We start from the raw sequence: 16544 nt of genomic DNA, 5'->3' as shown, positions 1-16544 counted from the left end.
CAGGAAGGCGCTTAAATTACAGATAACGGCACAGGTAGGAAGTCGGTTCCGCCACCTGCAGGTGGAATTCGCTATTACCCGGCACGTTAAACACTTCGCCTGCCGCGTAAACTTTCCATTCAGTTTCACCCGGCAACAGCACGTTCAGCGCACCGCTGACCACGGTCATCTCTTCCGGCTGGGCGGTGCCAAAGGCGTATTCACCCTCTGCCATCACCCCAACGCTGGCGCGGCCGGTACTGCTGCTGGTGAAGCCGATAGATTTCACTTTCCCTGAAAAATACTCATTGCTTTGAAGCATAAACAAGACCTTATCATCGTTGGTTGAAGCTTCAATATAGGGGGCGCTCCTTGCCCCTGTCACGCAAAATTAATCGATAACGTCGGGTTAAACTAATAGTTCTGCCGCCAGTCGCGAAACCAGCACATTTGACAATAATACCGGGACATCCAGCGCCTTTTGTAATACGTCGCGGTGATGCTGATGATAGCCAAGACAGTCGAGCACCAGTACATCCGCCCCCTGTTCGACTAAACCTCTTCCTGCATCCAGCAGATCGCTGTCGCTGCCGCCCATCGGGTTCGCCAGCGCATAATAAGGCGTATTTTCTAAAGTGAGCCACTTTTGCCGCTGTAGAGGCAAGACTTCTTCAACGGGTACAATCACGCCCACCTGATGGCCATCGACGATCGAGGCCACCAGCGGCGGAATAATCCGTTCAGGCTCAAGAAGGATAGCGTTGTGCGTCGCCAGGCCGCTCAACTGTTCGGAACTGAGAAGAAGAATGACATCATATTCCTGCCGATCCAGCATCTCGATAACGCAGCGCAGATCGCGCTCCACCTTTTGGCGGGAGACTTCCACCAGTTGGTTATCATTAAGTAAGGTCAGCAGCCCCTGGTCGCCGGATTCCACGGCATAATCTTCCATAACGTCTTCACGCGTCATTTTACCTAACAGGCTAATATGGGTGATCTGCTCTTCCCTGATATGTTCGGTTAACAGCGGCAAAACTTCCGCCACCGGCGCCACGCCAATGGTCAAAATTGCCATCGTTGCACTCATATCATGTACCTTTTCACTACCACTGCTTCAACACAGGCTTTTCACACACGACATCCGCCCCCCTGGTGAGTAAAAATCAACCGTCGAGAAGCGTAGCAGCTCAGCGCCGCTGCGGAATGTAAAGATTCCAGAAGCTTCAGAGTCGCTCCTGAAAAATCCGTGTGTTAGGTATTCATTAGTACCATTGATGAATTAAAAATGTGAGCTGAGCCCGGTATTGCCATCTTCATGACGAAAACCGGGCCGGGGGATTAGGTTTTCTCGGGATCTTCGTAACGCCGTTTGGCGTCTAACGCTTCCTGCTCGGAGGGATGCTCGCTGATCAGCGAATCGGGTGTCGGGTAATCCGCACGCAGCTGATACCAGGTGACCGTCTGACCCGCGGCGCCTTTTTCAACGGCGACAACGCGGGCTTGTCTCGGATAAGGAGGTCTGTTTGGCATTGTTCTTCCTTTTTCGGCTGTCAGAACAATTAAGTATAGGCCCCGCTTTCTTCCCTGACCCAGGTAAAATCCTAACTTACCGTCACATCGCACAGCATGGTCATAATCTGTTCAACCACCGCATCCGGCGTCGCAGTGGCGTCTACGGTATGATGGGCGGTTTCGCGGTACAGGGCTTCCCGTTGCGCCAGCACTTCGCCGACTTCCTCACGGACAGGCTTACCGGTCAGCGTTGGGCGTTGTTCCGCCTGCGGATAAGCTTCCAGCCGCTCAATCAAGGCGTTAACAGAAGCCTGCAGATAAATCACAATGCCGTTTTCACGCATATACAGACGATTGCGTTCAGCAAGAATAATCCCTCCGCCGGTCGCAATCACCGTATCCGGCAACGTAACGGCTTTCAGCGACAGCGTCTCCAGTTCACGAAAGCGCTCCCAGCCCTCTTGTTGCACGATTTCCGCTACCGTGCGTTTCTCATGGGCCTGTAAACGATGATCGGTATCGGAAAACTGGAAATGCAGCGCGCGCGCCAGGGCATGGCCGATCGTCGTTTTACCGCAGCCTCGCGGCCCGATGAGAAAAATTGGTTGTGTCATTACCGAAGACCCCCTGGTTCCGCGTGTCGCGGAGAAATAAAGGCGAAAAGTACGCCATGATACCTGCAAATGTCTGCCACGATAACCGTAAAATAATCGTTACATTTTTTAGGAAACCCTATTTACCACAGAGTTTGAATGGATTCCGCATGTAAACTTATCATTGCATTTAGTGTTATGCCAGCTTTACTTAAAGGCGAAGGATTATTTTTTATCCATCGTTTGCCGTAAACGGTAACACATTTCTGCACAGCTTTACGCTGCAACATATTTACAACACCGGCAGACCGTCGCACTCTGACGGTAAATGACCCGTGTGACAGAGGAATGTATCATGCAATCTGAAGAACAACGCCTTATTGATGGCCTGTTTTCCCGTTTAAAAGAGGCCGAGACGCACAGCGCATCGCGCGACGCCAGCGCCGAGGAGCGGATTGCCCAGCACGTAACCCAACAGCCGGCGGCCCCATACTATATGGCGCAAACTATCCTGATTCAGGAAGCGGCTATCAAACAGCTTAACGACCGCATTCAGGCGCTGGAGGCGCAGGTTAGCCAGCTGCAGGCGGCAAAACCGAGCAGCGGCGGTTTCCTGTCGGGCCTGTTCGGTGGCGGCCAGTCCCGCGGCGCCGATCCGATCCCAGGAGCCGAGCAATATGGCCGCCCGCAGACGAATAACGCGCAACCGCAGTATGCGCCACAGCAAAACTATGCCCCGCAGGCGGCAGGCCGCAGCGGCGGCGGCTTTATGGCGGGCGCACTACAAACCGCGGCCGGGGTGGCAGGCGGCGTGGTGCTGGGCAATATGCTGACCAATATGTTCAGTGGTTCACATCCGCAGGAGATTGTGAACATCATCGATGAACAGCAGCCGCAGCAGCAACAAGATGTCAGCCCGACGCTGGATAATAACGCCGCCGAGGATCCGTTCCGCCAGCAGGACGACCCTTTCCTGGCGGACAATAATACCTTCGACTCCGATTTCGACGCCGGCTTCGGCAATGACGATGATTTCGGTAGCGATGATGACAGCTGGGTTTAATCCTGCTGGCGTTTAACCGCAAGCAGCCACTTCTCCAGCTCGGCGGCGAATAACTGCCGATCGCGCTGCGATAAACTATCCGGGCCGCCGGTCTGTACGCCGCTGGCCCGCATCGTCTCCATAAAATCACGCATCGTCAGGCGCTCGCGAATGGTCGCCTCACTGTAGCGCTCGCCGCGCGGATTCAGCGCCGCACCTCCTTTCGCCAGCACTTCCGCCGCCAGCGGGATGTCAGCGGTGATCACCAAATCGCCCGGTTCACAGAGACGGACAATCTCGTTATCGGCAACATCAAAACCCTGCGCCACCCGTAGCGCGCGGACGTAGCGCGACGGCGGAACCCGCAGCGACTGGTTGGCGACCAGCGTCAGCGGCGTCTGCGTGCGTTCGGCGGCGCGGAACAAAATTTCTTTAATGACATTCGGACACGCGTCCGCATCTACCCAAATCGCCATTTCGGCTCCTGTCGTCGGCAAAGGTTGCGACATTGTCGCCTGCTTTTCTCCCCCAGAAAAGCGCCAGGATGATAAGCTAGTGAGATCGTAACGAAAAATGCAGAGGGGAAAGGTAATGGATAAGAAAATTGGCTTTATCGGCTGCGGCAACATGGGTAAAGCCATTCTCGGCGGCCTGATCGCCAGCGGACAAGTGCAACCGGCGCAAATCTGGGTCTATACCCCATCGCCGGACAAAGTTGCCGCCCTGCATGACCAGTACGGTATTAATGCGGCGGAAAGCGCGCAGGAAGTCGCTCAGGTCGCCGATATCGTCTTCGGCGCGGTGAAGCCGGGGATCATGACCAAGGTGTTAAGCGATATCGCTTCCAGTCTGAACAAAGATTCGCTGGTGGTCTCGATAGCCGCAGGCGTCACGCTGGATCAGCTGGCGCGCGCGTTGGGCCACGATCGCAAAATTATTCGCGCCATGCCGAACACCCCGTCGCTGGTGAACGCTGGGATGACCTCCGTGACGCCAAACGCGCTGGTCAGCACGGAAGAGATCGCCGAAGTATTAACCATTTTCCGCTGCTTCGGCCAGGCGGAAACCATCGCCGAACCAATGATTCATCCGGTGGTTGGCGTCAGCGGTTCCGCGCCGGCTTACGTCTTTATGTTTATCGAAGCCATGGCCGATGCCGCCGTTCTCGGCGGTATGCCGCGCGCACAGGCCTACAAATTCGCCGCGCAGGCGGTCATGGGGTCAGCGAAGATGGTACTGGAAAGCGGCGAACATCCGGGCGCGCTGAAAGATATGGTCTGCTCGCCAGGCGGCACCACCATTGAAGCGGTTCGCGTACTGGAAGAGAAAGGTTTCCGTTCCGCCGTTATCGAAGCGATGGCGAAGTGTATGGAAAAATCAGAGCAACTGAGTCGTTCCTGATAAGCCTGAAAGAGACTACGGGTGAGGCGCCACCGCCCCACCCGTCATCTTATTTCTTCAGGCAGGTACTCATAAACTTATTACGATCGTCACCCTTCAGCGATTTCGACGACGCTTCTTTGCTACAAGCGCTCATCTTCTGCTGTTGAGGCGTCAGCGTCTTGCCGGCCGCTGGCGCATCCTTCTTCAGGCAATTGCTCATAAAGGTTTTACGTTCATCACCCTTCAGCGACTTTGACGCCGCTTCGGTATTACATGCGCTCATTTTCTGCTGCTGAGGCGTTAACGTTTTATCTGCGGCACTCACCGCGGCAACAAAGACCAAACCAAAAAGTAGGGTTACCAGAAATGTTATTTTCATCACACCATCCCTCTGTTAGTGGATCCCTGTAAGTCTGGTCGCTATCAGCAAAAAAACCAGCCGGTAACGTAAATTCATTACCGGCCGCGGGTTATTTCAGGCCCAGCGCGTCTTTCATGGTGTAAAACAGATCGGTCTGGTCGGTAAGACCCACCACGTTGCCCGCATGCGGGCCATAGGCGGCAATACGCAGTTGGGTGCCGGTGTGTTCCATCGACTCTTCTTCAGAGTTGCCATAGCTCATCACCATTACCGCGCCATCTTTGGTCGTCAGCGCCTGGGTCAGACCCGGCGCTTTCGTGTCTGCCGGGATAATCTGGCTGGAGTGGGCGTGATCGGCGGTGACGATCACCAGGGTATTACCCTCTTTTTTGGCAAATTCCAGCGCTTTCTGTACCGCTTCATCGAGGTCGACGGTTTCGCCAATCTGGCCGCAAGGGTTTGCCGCGTGGTCCTGTTTATCGATAGACGCCCCCTCAACCTGCAGGAAGAATCCCTTTTCGTTGCGGCTCAGGAGATCAATCGCTTTTTCGGTCATCTGCGCCAGCGTCGGTACGGAAGCATCGCGTTTCGGGTTTGGGGTACAGGTTACCGGCGGTTTGTCGATATTGCCGTGATAAGAGGCTTTCGGGCCTTCCCACCGCACCGGCATATTACCATCGGAGAACAGACCGAGCAGCGGTTTACCCTGATTTGCTTCGCTGATAGCGGCGAGTGAAGCGGCGTCGGTCACAATCTGATAGCCGCGAGCGACCGCCTGCTCATGCAGGGTTTTCCCCTGCCACTCCCCTGCGGTCGCCGTTTCAGCAAAGGTCTTCGCCCCGCCGCCTAAAGAGACATCCGGACGGGCATTCAGCAGTTGTTCGGTGATAGAGCCCTTGCCGCCTTTTTCCAGCGCGTTGCTGGCGCATTTTTCGCTGGTCACGCCAGGGCCATAGCATTTACGCGAGGTCACATGCGCCACCTGCGCCGCCGGCGTCGCATCCTGCAGTTCAGCCGTCGAGACATTGCCGGTGGCAAGACCCGCGGCTTTCGCCAGCTCAAGGATGGTCTGATGATCTTTTTCGTGGATATCAACGCCCAGCGCGCCGTTATAGCTTTTCACGCCGGTGGTCCACGCGGTTGCCGACGCGGCGGAATCCGTCACGTAATCCGGCTTGCCGGTTTTTTTATCCAGAGAATAATGGGTGTATTGGCCCGTCAGCGGCAGGGCATCAATACCTTTAAAGAAACCGCCGGCGCCTTCGGCATAATTTCGTGCGGCGGTAATTTCTGAATCACCCATGCCATCGCCAATGAGCAAAATAATATTTTTCGCCGGCTTATTGATTAACGAAGCGCGCAGCGCTTCGGTCTGATCGCCCGTTAAACGGCGCGCCCCGCCAGGGGTCGTGATATCGCCCTGCGCCGCGCGATTTTCCAGCACCGGCGAAGAAGTGGTTTGCGCATGAATAACCGGGGGAGCCAGCAGCGGTAACAGGGCAATAAAGAGGGCAGATAATTTCACTTTGTCGTCTCCATGTAAAAAATACTTAAAAAACAAAACGAGGGAGACTTTATAAAAGTGGTGTGACAGAAAAATGACAGCATCCTTACTGGTCACATGATTAGTTACGAGGATGCCGGAGCAGCTTTTTTATATATTGCTGCAGAAGCTGGGTGTCACGGTCGTCCACCAGCGGCCCGGGCTTGACCTGCTCCATGGCAGTTTCGATATCCTGAATCAAACGTTGCTGCGCATCCTCAGCCATATGGCGCAGCAACGCGGTGACGACAATTTCCAGCGCCTCAACCTGTACCGTCAGCTCTTTTGCCTCTTCTTCTTTTTGCGCCAGATTGACCAACAGCTCAGCAATGAGATTTTTCATTACGCATTATCCTTAAGCAACATCCATAATGGCCTAGTTATGTCATACATCGGCATATCGATACCAGAATTATTTTCAAATAATAGGGTTATTCCTGCAATAATATTCAGCGAAACGTTTTTATTACCGCCGAACAACAAAGGGAAAGCTCCTATAATTAATAGCTAAAAGATAATTCTATAACCAAATTTAATAGTAAATAATATAATGGAATATGCGTCGCACTATTTAAGGATAACTAAAGGTAATGGTTAATAGCTATATCAGCTGATTAATATAAGGCGCCCTTATGAGCGCCCAATATTTTTATTTAAACGGCCGCGCGGCGGCTTCGGCGTAACATAATCGCCAGTTGCCAGATATTAATCAGGACAATCAACGCAGTGGCAATAAACACCCAGCGGAAACCCGCCATTGCCGAGACCGAAGCGCCAATGAGCGGCCCGGCGACATTACCCAGATACATAAATGACTGGTTATAACCGAAAATACGCCCGGTGACGTTATCGCTGCAGTATTTCAAGAGCAGCGTCTGGACCGCCGGTAACATCGCGCCGTCGGCAAAGCCCAGCAGGAAGCGCAATACCCCGAGCTGCAGCGGCGAAGTCACGAACGACATCGCAAAGAACATCACCACTGCGCAACATAACGTCGCCAGCAGAATACGCGACGTCCCGATGCGATCGCCGAGTTTCCCCAGCCGAGGCGCGGAAATCAACGCCGAAATCCCCGGTACGGCGGCAATCATCCCCGCAAGAAACGCGATGTTGTTACTATCCGGCGCCATCGACTTGATAAATAACGCCAGAATCGGCCCGATAGAGCCGTTACACAACTGGATAACCAGGGTGGTGAAAAACAGGCTAATCACCAGCCCCGGATGGGTCAATGAAGCAAAGACCGCTTTACCGCTCAGGCGTTCAGCTTTGCTCATTTGCGGCCGGGCGCCCTCTTTAATCAGAAACAAGGTCACGAGGAAGCTGACAGTCAGTAAAATCGCGGTAATGAAAAATACCGCCCGCAGGCCGACGTGGTCGGCAAGAAAACCGCCAAGCAGCGGGCCGCCGATCACACCGCTTATCTGCGCCGTCGAGAGCGTACTTAGCGCCCAACCGCTGCGTTCACGCGGCACCTGCGAGGCCACCAGCGCCATGGCGTTGGGTATATAGCCTGAGGTTAGCCCCATTACCGCACGCAAAATAAAAAGCTGCCAAACGTTGGTCGCAAAAGCCTGTAGCAAAATCGCTATCGCCATGCCAAGGGAGGCGCGCAGCAGCATCAGTTTGCGCCCTTTGCGGTCTGCCAGGCTCCCCCACATCGGCGAGACAATCGCCGACACCAGGAAGGTGACGCTAAAGGTCAAGCCCGACCACATCGACAGCGCTTCATGTGAGGTAACGCCCAACTGAGAGACATACAGCGGTAAGAAGGGCAGAATTTGACTGATGGCGAGTCCGGTGAAAAAGCAGCCGAACCAGACAGAAATGAGATTAACCTTCCAGGATTCCATAACTACGCGTATTCATTAGTGTTTCGTAAATTATTACCTAGCTTAGCAATTTCCGTCTTCGCACGTAGTACCAGAGATGCGCATGCCGCGAGTTTGGTGTTTTATCGCCCTGACCGCGGAGTAGACAAACATAATCGAAGATAACCGCATTCTCGTCAGTGCGATGTGCTGAGGCTCATCGGCGGATAGCGACGAATGCGCAGCATTTAACCCTCTGCAGCATAGGGTAAAGATTCAGGCAGCCATCTCGCTAAAACACATGCTATGTTATGTGTTTTGATGTAATCAGGATGGAAGTTGAAATGGCTAAAATGAGGGTTGGGATCGTTTTTGGCGGTAAGTCGGCAGAACATGAAGTGTCGCTGCAGTCAGCCAAAAATATCGTCGAAGCAATTGATAAAACGCGCTTTGATGTTGTGCTGCTGGGAATCGATAAACAGGGGCTTTGGCATATCAACGATGCCAGCAACTATCTGCTGAACCCGCAGGATCCCGCCCATATCGCGCTGCGCCCGTCCGACGTGACGCTGGCGCAAATTCCCGGTCGCGATGCCCATCAGTTGATCAATGCCGATAGCGGCCAGCCGCTGGCGGCCATCGACGTCATCTTCCCGATTGTTCACGGCACCCTTGGCGAAGATGGTTCGCTGCAGGGGATGCTGCGGATGGCGAATTTGCCGTTCGTCGGATCCGATGTGCTGGGCTCCGCCGCCTGCATGGATAAAGACGTCACTAAACGCCTGCTACGCGATGCCGGTCTGTCGATTGCGCCGTTCATCACCCTGACTCGCGCCAACCGCCAGCAGTTCAGCTTTGCCGATGTCAAAGCGAAGCTGGGGTTACCGCTGTTCGTGAAGCCCGCAAACCAGGGTTCTTCCGTCGGCGTCAGCAAGGTGAAGAGCGAAGAAGAGTACCTGCAGGCCGTCGCGTTAGCCTTTGAATTCGACCATAAAGTGGTAGTTGAACAAGGGATTAAGGGCCGTGAAATCGAGTGCGCGGTGCTGGGCAATGATTATCCTCAGGCCAGCACCTGCGGGGAGATCGTTCTCAATAGCGAATTCTATGCCTACGATACCAAGTACATTGATGACAAAGGCGCGCAGGTGGTGGTTCCGGCAGCCATCGCCCCGGAGATCAACGACAAAATCCGCGATATCGCCGTCCGCGCTTACCAAACGCTCGGCTGCAGCGGAATGGCCCGCGTGGACGTCTTCCTGACGGAAGATAACGAGGTAGTGATCAACGAAATCAACACGCTGCCTGGCTTTACCAACATCAGCATGTATCCGAAGCTGTGGCAGGCCAGCGGCCTGGATTACACCAGCCTGATAAGCCGCCTGATCGAGCTGGCGCTGGAACGCCACGCCGCCGACCGCGCGCTGAAAACCTCAATGAACTAAGCCTCTTTCCCGGGTAGCGGCGTATCGCCTTACCCGGGCTACCGCGGTGCCGTTATTTTGTCGGATGGCGGCTAACGCCTTATCCGACCTACGGTCCGTGCGGCCTGCTGTTAATTTCTTCACCACGCTGGCTGACACTACTGGTGCTCTCAACCCCCCGGTGGCGCTGCCGCTTACCGGGGCTACAGCGCTTTGCGATTTGGTAGCCCGGATGAAGGCGCAACGCGCCGCGTCCGGGAAAAACCCTTAAAAAGTTGCAAACCGATAACAGTATCTACGCCGGCATGTGATCTGTAGGCCCGCGCAAGCGTAGCGCCGCCGGGCAATAACCGCGGGTAAAAAGCCACTTTCGCGCCGGATGGCGGCGGCGACTGGCCGCCCTCTGTGCGCTCCCTGCGCCATGAGAGACATAACGCAGAAGAATTATCAGGAGCGCAATGTGCCTGGAAACAGCACAGAACAACCGTTTTTCCAGGTCGAAACGACCGCAAACCGATAATAATAACTACCACGTCTTGCCGGGGATATTACGCCTCTTCTGCCGGACGGCGGCGAATAACAAATCCCGCCAGCCAGAAGCTCACGACCCACGTCGCCAGACCGACGGCATAAGATTGCCACCCCTGCGCGTCAAACCCCAACAGCCCCACCACGCCATTCAAAATAAAAATTAACCCCAGCGCGAACGCGTAGTAGTGCCAGTCACGGCGGATTTTGTCGGTCAGCTTCATAACGACTCCTGCAGAAAAAAAACATCATCGCATAGCCGCCCGCCGCGCCAACAAGATTGTTCGCACAATGCGAAGCCGCTCTCCCTTTTGGGCAATGCGGGCCCGCCGACAGTTTTGTCAAAACAGGATTATTCCTGGCAGAAATTACCAGCAATCTGATACAGGGAAACGCCCGCCGCTGCCAGAATTCCTGTCTATAGAGCTGGGGGAAAACCAGCGGAACAGGTGTTGCGGAGGTTTATATGGCTGAATTTACGTTTTCAAAGACGCTGATGGGGAGCAACAAAAAGAAGGTATCGGTCACCAGCGGTAACATTGCCTACGCGCTTTTTGTTCTGCTGTGCATCTGGGCCGGCGCGCAAATGTTGAGCATGCTGGTACACGCGCCTGGCGTATTCGAACATCTCATTCAGATTCAGGATACCAACCGCCCGCGTATTGAAATTGGGCTCGGCGTCGGTACCCTGTTCGGTTTAATTCCGTTCCTGTTTGGTAGCCTGCTGGTCGGCGCGCTGGGGCTTATCCTGCGCTGGTACCATAACCGTTAACGACGCGCCATACAGCTGGCGCGGCGATCGTCGACCCGCTTAGCAAACCACGCGGTGGTGAGATTGCGGGTGATTTTCGGGCTTTCCAGTTGGATCCCTGGCAACATCTCGCGCGGAAGTGTTTTCCCGGCCTTTTTCTCGGCGATTTTGAATATTTTCTTATACAAATCGCTCTCTTCAAACGCCAGGCTATCCCCCTTCTTCAGTTGACGATGGATATCGCCATCGCTCATCCCCAACTGCCCAGCTAAACGGCGCACCGCCATCTCAGTCGTTCCGGGTTCATCGCTGTCATAACGAATAAGATCGCCATCCAGCGTCAGCTTAACGCCGGTGGCTTTAACCACCGCATTCTGGAAGGCGGCATTACGGCTGGCATACCAACCGGCATTGAAATCAGCAAAGCGGTACAGCGGCACGCTGTAGTTAGCCGGGTAGTTGAGCAGATGATAGGTGCCGAACCACAACCCGCCACGTAGACTGAAAACCTCCTGGCGCACGGTGCCGTCCATTTTCCACGGATAACCATCGGTGTGCTGCTGGGCAAAGGCGATGCTTACCTGCATTGGCCCGCCGGTATGCACCGGGTTGAGAGAGCCGAACAGCTTCTGGCCCATCGGCACCATGCCAATGAAGTCATCAAAAATCGCGCTCAGCTGTTTTTCCGTTTTGACGTTATCCAGGCGATCGCTGTAACTTTTACCGTTTGGTGAGGTGATTTTCAGCGCGGTATGCACCAGAAATACCGGGATATGCATTTTTTCCGCCCGGCGGTCAATTTCCTGCCAGGCGATTTTATTCAGGCCCGGCACCGCCGGATCGGCCTGATAGTTTGATTCCTGCTGCGCGACCGCCAGCACCGAACAGACGTTTTCTTCCGTCGGCGCCAGCTTCTGGCTGTCAAAGGTTTTGGCAATCGCCTGCGCCCAGGCCTCGCGGTCTTTGACGCTGGCGGGCATTTTTTGCCGCACCACGGCGGCAACATCCACCGGCTTCTCGCCTTCTTTCAACTTAGGCGCCTGCTGGCTGGTACAGGCGCTCAGCACCAACCCGGCCAGCAGCGTAAAAGAGAGTGAAACACCGCGAGAAACCTGCGCCATAAACCTTCCTTGCATTTATTAATTAACGGTTGAAGAGACTTCCTGCAGCCCTTTGTTATCCAGTTCGCGCTCAAAGCTGCGCAAACGTTTATAGATGGACATCAGTTCCACCAGCGTGGTCCACGAACTTATCAGATACTGGAACGAGCCGCGTACCTGGCCGAACACGTTGGTGATCTGGGTCATCAGGCCGAGCGTAATCGTACCGGCGACAATCGACGGAAACAGCAGGAACAAGCCGAAAACGTTATCCACCTGCAGGTAAAGAATACGGGCGATATTGAAATACATATAGTGGAAATAGAGACGGAAGTAGTTGTGGCGCACCGCGTTGAACAGTTCTCGCACGGTCGGCGGCGTGGCGCGGTTGGCGTCATCCTCACCATACACCAGCTCTTTACGATAGGCGGCTTCTACCCGCTGGTTTTTAAATTGCAGGCCCGGCAGCTTGATCCCGACCACCGCCAGCAGCCCGGTTCCCATCAGCGACCACACAATAGCGGCGATCACCAGTCCATACGGTAAATGACCAACGATCGGCAGGTCCGGCACATGCGCCGACAGCGAAACCAGCACCGGCAGGAAGGCAATCAGCGTCATGACCGCATTAATAAAGCTTACGCCCATGTCTTCAAGCGTCGCCGCGAAGCGCATGGTGTCTTCCTGCACACGCTGAGCTGCACCTTCAATATGGCGCAGATGCTGCCAGTGTTCCATATAGTGTTCGTTCATCGCGGTACGCCAGCGGAACACATAGTGGCTGACAAAGAAGTTATTCAGCACGCCAATCACCACCGCAATCAGCGCGATGCCAAGAAAAATACCAATCTCGTGGTAGAACTGACTGATGCTGACCTTGTGCGGCGTGGCCAGCGCGCTCTGAATCAAATCATAGAACGGCGCATACCAGGCGTTGATCGCCACCCCAACTTCCACCAAAAACCAGGTGACAAAAATAATCAACGAGGTGCCGAGAATCGACCAGTATTGCCAGCGATGCGGGCTATAGATAAACCAGAACAGCGCAAAGGCGCCGACGCAGAACAGGTAATACGCGTAAAATACCAAATAGTTGAGCGACCAGAACCGCGCCGCGCTGATGGCGACATCTTGCGATGCGCCGGTTATCCGCAGCAGCCAGTCGCCGCCGCCCGCCTGCCAAAAGATCACCGCCAGCAGCGACCAGATAAAGGCAGAAATAAAAAACGGCCCCGGTTTGGGGAAAAAAGCTTTAAACATCGTACTCTCCTGCTAACTTCTTATCGTTCTGTTTTTGCTGTGTACCACACGTACGCCCGCCGCAACGCGCGGCGGCGAAGTAAAGCGGACCCATGATGAGACCGGATATCAGCGACTTAGTTCGTCTGCCATTCGGCAAGAATTGTTTCTACGGGTTTCACGCGTAATGGATTACCGGGGAGGGTGAAAGTCCGCCACACCTCGTTATAGTGAGCGATCAGCGTTTTAGCCTCGGCAGCGGCGCGGTTGGCGGTGGTATGGGCATCTTCGGCGATGGTGATGGCGTAGCCGCGGCTGGTGCCGTTTTTGATGGTGGTATCGACGCAATAATCGGTCGCGCAGCCGCAGATAACAAAAGCGTGAGTTCCGATTTCGCGCAGCACCTGTTCAAGATCGGTTTTATAAAACGCATCGCAGGCCGTTTTGGTGACGTAGCGCGCCCCGGCGGGTTGCGCCAGTTCAGGCAGCAGCGCAAACCCCTCGCTTCCCTCTTCCAGCCCACCCGCTTCAGCGTGCTGAATGAAAATAACGCTATCGGCGGCGTGAATCAGGCGATTGATTTGCGCCACGCAGCGTTCGCGATCGACACGCGGCGTCTCGAATACGCCGTTTTGCATATCCACTACCATCAGAACCCGTTGAGATGCCATCACCACTCTCTTTTATAAGATGAATAAGAGCTTAATCATACGCGTCAGGCGGAAAAGCAGATATCTGAAAGCGGAAAAAAGTCATTTTTACGCACCGTTACGCTTTTCTGTGAATATTGTCGTTATTCCCACTTTGTTCGCTGCGACTTCGTAGTATAAATACAGTGTATATTCCCCTAATAAACGATGGATGCCTCCGTTGAAACGTAGTTTGCTCATTTTTGCTGCGCTGTGCGCGGCGTCTTGGACCTCAGCCCAGGCGGTTCAGCCGAGCGTTGATCCGGTATTTACTTCTGATGTGGTCGACCGCTTCGCCGAACATATTTATTACGGCAGCGGCGCCACCGGCATGGCGATGGTGGTTATCGACGGCAATCAGCGCGTATTCCGCAGCTTCGGCGAAACGCGTCCCGGTAACAATCAGCATCCACAATTGGATTCCGTTATCCGTATCGCCTCTCTGAGTAAGCTGATGACCAGTGAAATGCTGGTGAAACTCCTCGATCAGGGCGTGGTTAAGCTTGACGATCCGTTGAGCAAATACGCGCCGCCTGGCGCACGGGTGCCAACCTACCAGGGCGTACCGATTACGCTGGTCAACCTCGCGACCCACACCAGCGCCCTGCCGCGCGAGCAGCCCGGCGGCGCGGCGCATCGCCCGGTTTTCGTCTGGCCGACCCGCCAGCAGCGCTGGAACTGGCTGTCGACGGCTACGCTTAAAACCACGCCGGGTTCGCAGGCGGCCTATTCCAACCTGGCCTTCGACCTGCTGGCCGATGCGCTATCGACCGCCGCCGGTAAGCCTTACCCGCAGCTGTTTGAAGAACAAATCACCCGTCCGCTCGGCATGAAGGACACCACCTTCACCCCATCGCCGGACCAGTGTCAGCGCCTGATGGTGGCGGAGAAAGGCGCCAGCCCGTGTAATAACACCCTCGCGGCCATCGGCAGCGGTGGCGTGTATTCGACGCCGGGCGATATGATGCGCTGGATGCAGCAGTTCCTCTCTTCAGATTTCTATACCCGCGGCCAGCAGGCCGATCGCATGCAGACGCTGATTTATCAACGTACCCAGCTCACCAGAGTGATCGGCATGGATGTACCGGGTAAAGCCGATGCGCTGGGTCTGGGCTGGGTTTACATGAAGCCGAAAAACGGCCATCCGGGCATTATTCAGAAAACCGGCGGCGGCGGCGGATTTATTACCTATATGGCGATGAACCCGCAGGCAAACGTCGGGGTCTTCGTGGTGGTGACCCGTTCCGCGTTAACCCGTTTCAGCGCCATGAGCGACGGCGTCAACGATCTCGTCAGCGCCTTAAGCGGCGTGCAGCCGAATATGGAAACCGCCAGCCAGTAATCGTTGCGGGATGTTTTGCCACTGATTGTTAAGGATCGTTTTGGCGAAACATCCCGCTGTCGTTTGCGGTACACTACCTTCTTTCATTTCACAAAATCAGGCAAACCATGACAGATTTAATCACTCGCCCACGCCGCCTGCGTCAATCCGCCTCGCTGCGCGCCATGTTTGAAGAGACAACACTGAGTTTGAACGACCTGGTGTTGCCGATCTTTGTTGAAGAAGAAATTGACGATTACAAAGCCATCGAAGCGATGCCTGGCGTCATGCGTATTCCGGAAAAACATCTGGCGCGCGAAATTGAGCGCATCGCCAACGCCGGTATTCGTTCAGTGATGACTTTTGGCATCTCCCATCATACCGACGCGACCGGTAGCGATACCTGGAACGAAAAAGGTCTGGTGGCGCGGATGACCCGTATCGCCAAACAGGCGGTGCCGGAAATGATCGTCATGTCCGATACCTGTTTCTGCGAATACACCTCGCACGGCCACTGCGGCGTGCTGTGCGAGCACGGCGTCGATAACGATGCGACCCTGGAAAATCTCGGTAAGCAGGCGGTGGTCGCCGCGGCCGCCGGCGCTGATTTCATCGCGCCATCCGCCGCGATGGACGGTCAGGTACAGGCGATCCGCCGTTCGCTGGATGCCGCGGGCTTTACCAATACCGCGATTATGTCTTACTCGACCAAATTCGCGTCATCGTTCTACGGCCCGTTCCGTGAAGCCGCCGGTACCGCGCTGAAAGGCGATCGTAAGACCTACCAGATGAGCCCGATGAACCGTCGCGAAGCAATTCGCGAGTCGCTGCTCGATGAAGCCCAGGGCGCGGACTGCCTGATGGTGAAACCGGCCGGCGCCTATCTGGATATCCTGCGTGATATCCGCGAGCGCACCGACCTGCCGCTCGGCGCTTATCAGGTCAGCGGCGAGTACGCGATGATCAAATTTGCCGCGCAGGCTGGCGCAATCGACGAAGAGAAAGTGGTGCTGGAAAGCCTTGGCGCAATTAAACGCGCGGGCGCGGACCTGATCTTCAGCTATTTCGCCCTCGATCTGGCCGAGAAAAAAATCCTGCGTTAAACCTTCCCTCTCCCCGGTAGCGCTGACGCTTACCGGGGCTACCTTGTAGCCCGGATGAGGCGTGAGCCGCTATCCGGGAATCAGATTTTGCGTGCTGCTTTCCATCTTCCGTGACGGCTCCTTGGCGAACCTTCTCTTCTCCTTTAACGTCTTAAATCACATTATAAA

General features: G+C 55.0%; 19 protein-coding genes. 6 read left to right on the top strand and 13 right to left on the bottom strand.

What is annotated here, in order from left to right; translation table 11 throughout:
* Positions 1 to 16 precede the first annotated feature (16 nt).
* The 4 genes from ppnP to aroL all read right to left on the bottom strand — a co-directional run bounded on the left by ppnP (position 17) and on the right by aroL (position 2105).
* Entirely contained in the window at positions 17 to 301 is a 285-nt protein-coding gene (gene ppnP, locus AC2CGP_RS10070) for a pyrimidine/purine nucleoside phosphorylase (protein ID WP_015368017.1), read from the bottom strand.
* An 87-nt stretch (positions 302 to 388) separates the two neighbouring features.
* Positions 389 to 1066, bottom strand: a complete 678-nt coding sequence (locus AC2CGP_RS10065; RefSeq protein WP_015704547.1) for an AroM family protein — start codon at positions 1064 to 1066, stop codon at positions 389 to 391.
* A 251-nt stretch (positions 1067 to 1317) separates the two neighbouring features.
* Entirely contained in the window at positions 1318 to 1509 is a 192-nt protein-coding gene (locus AC2CGP_RS10060; RefSeq protein WP_015368019.1) for a YaiA family protein, read from the bottom strand.
* Between the two features lie 71 nt (positions 1510 to 1580).
* The gene (gene aroL / locus AC2CGP_RS10055; RefSeq protein WP_015704546.1) at positions 1581 to 2105 is read right to left on the bottom strand and encodes a shikimate kinase AroL; all 525 of its coding nucleotides are present in this window, start codon (positions 2103 to 2105) and stop codon (positions 1581 to 1583) included.
* Positions 2106 to 2439: 334 nt separating this feature from the next.
* Between aroL and AC2CGP_RS10050 the strand changes: the two genes are divergently transcribed.
* Positions 2440 to 3147 (top strand): DUF2076 domain-containing protein, encoded by a 708-nt coding sequence (locus AC2CGP_RS10050; protein ID WP_020079511.1) that lies wholly within the window; start codon positions 2440 to 2442, stop codon positions 3145 to 3147.
* Here the strand turns inward: AC2CGP_RS10050 and AC2CGP_RS10045 are convergent.
* A complete protein-coding gene (locus AC2CGP_RS10045; RefSeq protein ID WP_015368022.1) occupies positions 3144 to 3602 on the bottom strand; it encodes a YaiI/YqxD family protein in 459 nt (152 codons plus the stop codon). The two genes, AC2CGP_RS10050 and AC2CGP_RS10045, sit on opposite strands and share 4 nt — an antisense overlap.
* Before the next feature lie 115 nt (positions 3603 to 3717).
* Here AC2CGP_RS10045 and proC point away from each other — a divergent pair, with 115 nt between their 5' ends.
* Positions 3718 to 4527, top strand: a complete 810-nt coding sequence (proC, locus tag AC2CGP_RS10040) for a pyrroline-5-carboxylate reductase (protein ID WP_015704543.1) — start codon at positions 3718 to 3720, stop codon at positions 4525 to 4527.
* A 49-nt stretch (positions 4528 to 4576) separates the two neighbouring features.
* Here proC and AC2CGP_RS10035 read toward each other — a convergent pair whose 3' ends face one another.
* From AC2CGP_RS10035 to AC2CGP_RS10020, 4 genes are all read right to left on the bottom strand, one after another.
* Positions 4577 to 4888 (bottom strand): PsiF family protein, encoded by a 312-nt coding sequence (locus AC2CGP_RS10035; protein ID WP_020079512.1) that lies wholly within the window; start codon positions 4886 to 4888, stop codon positions 4577 to 4579.
* A 91-nt stretch (positions 4889 to 4979) separates the two neighbouring features.
* Positions 4980 to 6395, bottom strand: coding sequence for an alkaline phosphatase (phoA, locus tag AC2CGP_RS10030; RefSeq protein ID WP_020079513.1), 1416 nt, complete (start codon positions 6393 to 6395; stop codon positions 4980 to 4982).
* Between the two features lie 100 nt (positions 6396 to 6495).
* Positions 6496 to 6756, bottom strand: coding sequence for an anti-adapter protein IraP (gene iraP / locus AC2CGP_RS10025; RefSeq protein ID WP_015368026.1), 261 nt, complete (start codon positions 6754 to 6756; stop codon positions 6496 to 6498).
* Between the two features lie 310 nt (positions 6757 to 7066).
* A complete protein-coding gene (locus AC2CGP_RS10020) occupies positions 7067 to 8266 on the bottom strand; it encodes a multidrug efflux MFS transporter (RefSeq protein WP_020079514.1) in 1200 nt (399 codons plus the stop codon).
* Between the two features lie 302 nt (positions 8267 to 8568).
* On the opposite strand from AC2CGP_RS10020, the gene ddlA reads away from it, so the two are divergent.
* Complete coding sequence (gene ddlA / locus AC2CGP_RS10015) at positions 8569 to 9666, top strand: D-alanine--D-alanine ligase (RefSeq protein WP_015368029.1); 1098 nt, start codon at positions 8569 to 8571, stop codon at positions 9664 to 9666.
* Positions 9667 to 10193: 527 nt separating this feature from the next.
* Here ddlA and AC2CGP_RS10010 read toward each other — a convergent pair.
* Complete coding sequence (locus AC2CGP_RS10010) at positions 10194 to 10397, bottom strand: DUF2754 family protein (RefSeq protein ID WP_015368030.1); 204 nt, start codon at positions 10395 to 10397, stop codon at positions 10194 to 10196.
* Positions 10398 to 10639: 242 nt separating this feature from the next.
* Here AC2CGP_RS10010 and AC2CGP_RS10005 point away from each other — a divergent pair, with 242 nt between their 5' ends.
* Complete coding sequence (locus tag AC2CGP_RS10005; protein WP_015368031.1) at positions 10640 to 10945, top strand: DUF2755 family protein; 306 nt, start codon at positions 10640 to 10642, stop codon at positions 10943 to 10945.
* Here the strand turns inward: AC2CGP_RS10005 and AC2CGP_RS10000 are convergent.
* The 3 genes from AC2CGP_RS10000 to AC2CGP_RS09990 form a co-directional block, all read right to left on the bottom strand.
* Complete coding sequence (locus tag AC2CGP_RS10000) at positions 10942 to 12045, bottom strand: DUF1615 domain-containing protein (RefSeq protein ID WP_213759341.1); 1104 nt, start codon at positions 12043 to 12045, stop codon at positions 10942 to 10944. The two genes, AC2CGP_RS10005 and AC2CGP_RS10000, sit on opposite strands and share 4 nt — an antisense overlap.
* A gap of 18 nt (positions 12046 to 12063) precedes the next feature.
* A complete protein-coding gene (gene sbmA, locus AC2CGP_RS09995) occupies positions 12064 to 13284 on the bottom strand; it encodes a peptide antibiotic transporter SbmA (RefSeq protein WP_015368033.1) in 1221 nt (406 codons plus the stop codon).
* A 116-nt stretch (positions 13285 to 13400) separates the two neighbouring features.
* Positions 13401 to 13913, bottom strand: a complete 513-nt coding sequence (locus AC2CGP_RS09990) for an isochorismatase family protein (RefSeq protein ID WP_213759394.1) — start codon at positions 13911 to 13913, stop codon at positions 13401 to 13403.
* Between the two features lie 220 nt (positions 13914 to 14133).
* Here AC2CGP_RS09990 and ampH point away from each other — a divergent pair, with 220 nt between their 5' ends.
* Together ampH and hemB are read left to right on the top strand one after the other, a co-directional pair.
* Positions 14134 to 15294 (top strand): D-alanyl-D-alanine-carboxypeptidase/endopeptidase AmpH, encoded by a 1161-nt coding sequence (ampH, locus tag AC2CGP_RS09985; protein ID WP_020079517.1) that lies wholly within the window; start codon positions 14134 to 14136, stop codon positions 15292 to 15294.
* Positions 15295 to 15401: 107 nt separating this feature from the next.
* Positions 15402 to 16376, top strand: a complete 975-nt coding sequence (hemB, locus tag AC2CGP_RS09980) for a porphobilinogen synthase (RefSeq protein WP_213759340.1) — start codon at positions 15402 to 15404, stop codon at positions 16374 to 16376.
* Positions 16377 to 16544: the final 168 nt, after the last annotated feature.

The organism is Klebsiella sp. SYXHC3 (assembly GCF_057196925.1).
The sequence above is the reverse complement of the archived record's forward strand: the minus strand, read 5'-3'. Positions and strand labels throughout refer to the sequence as shown.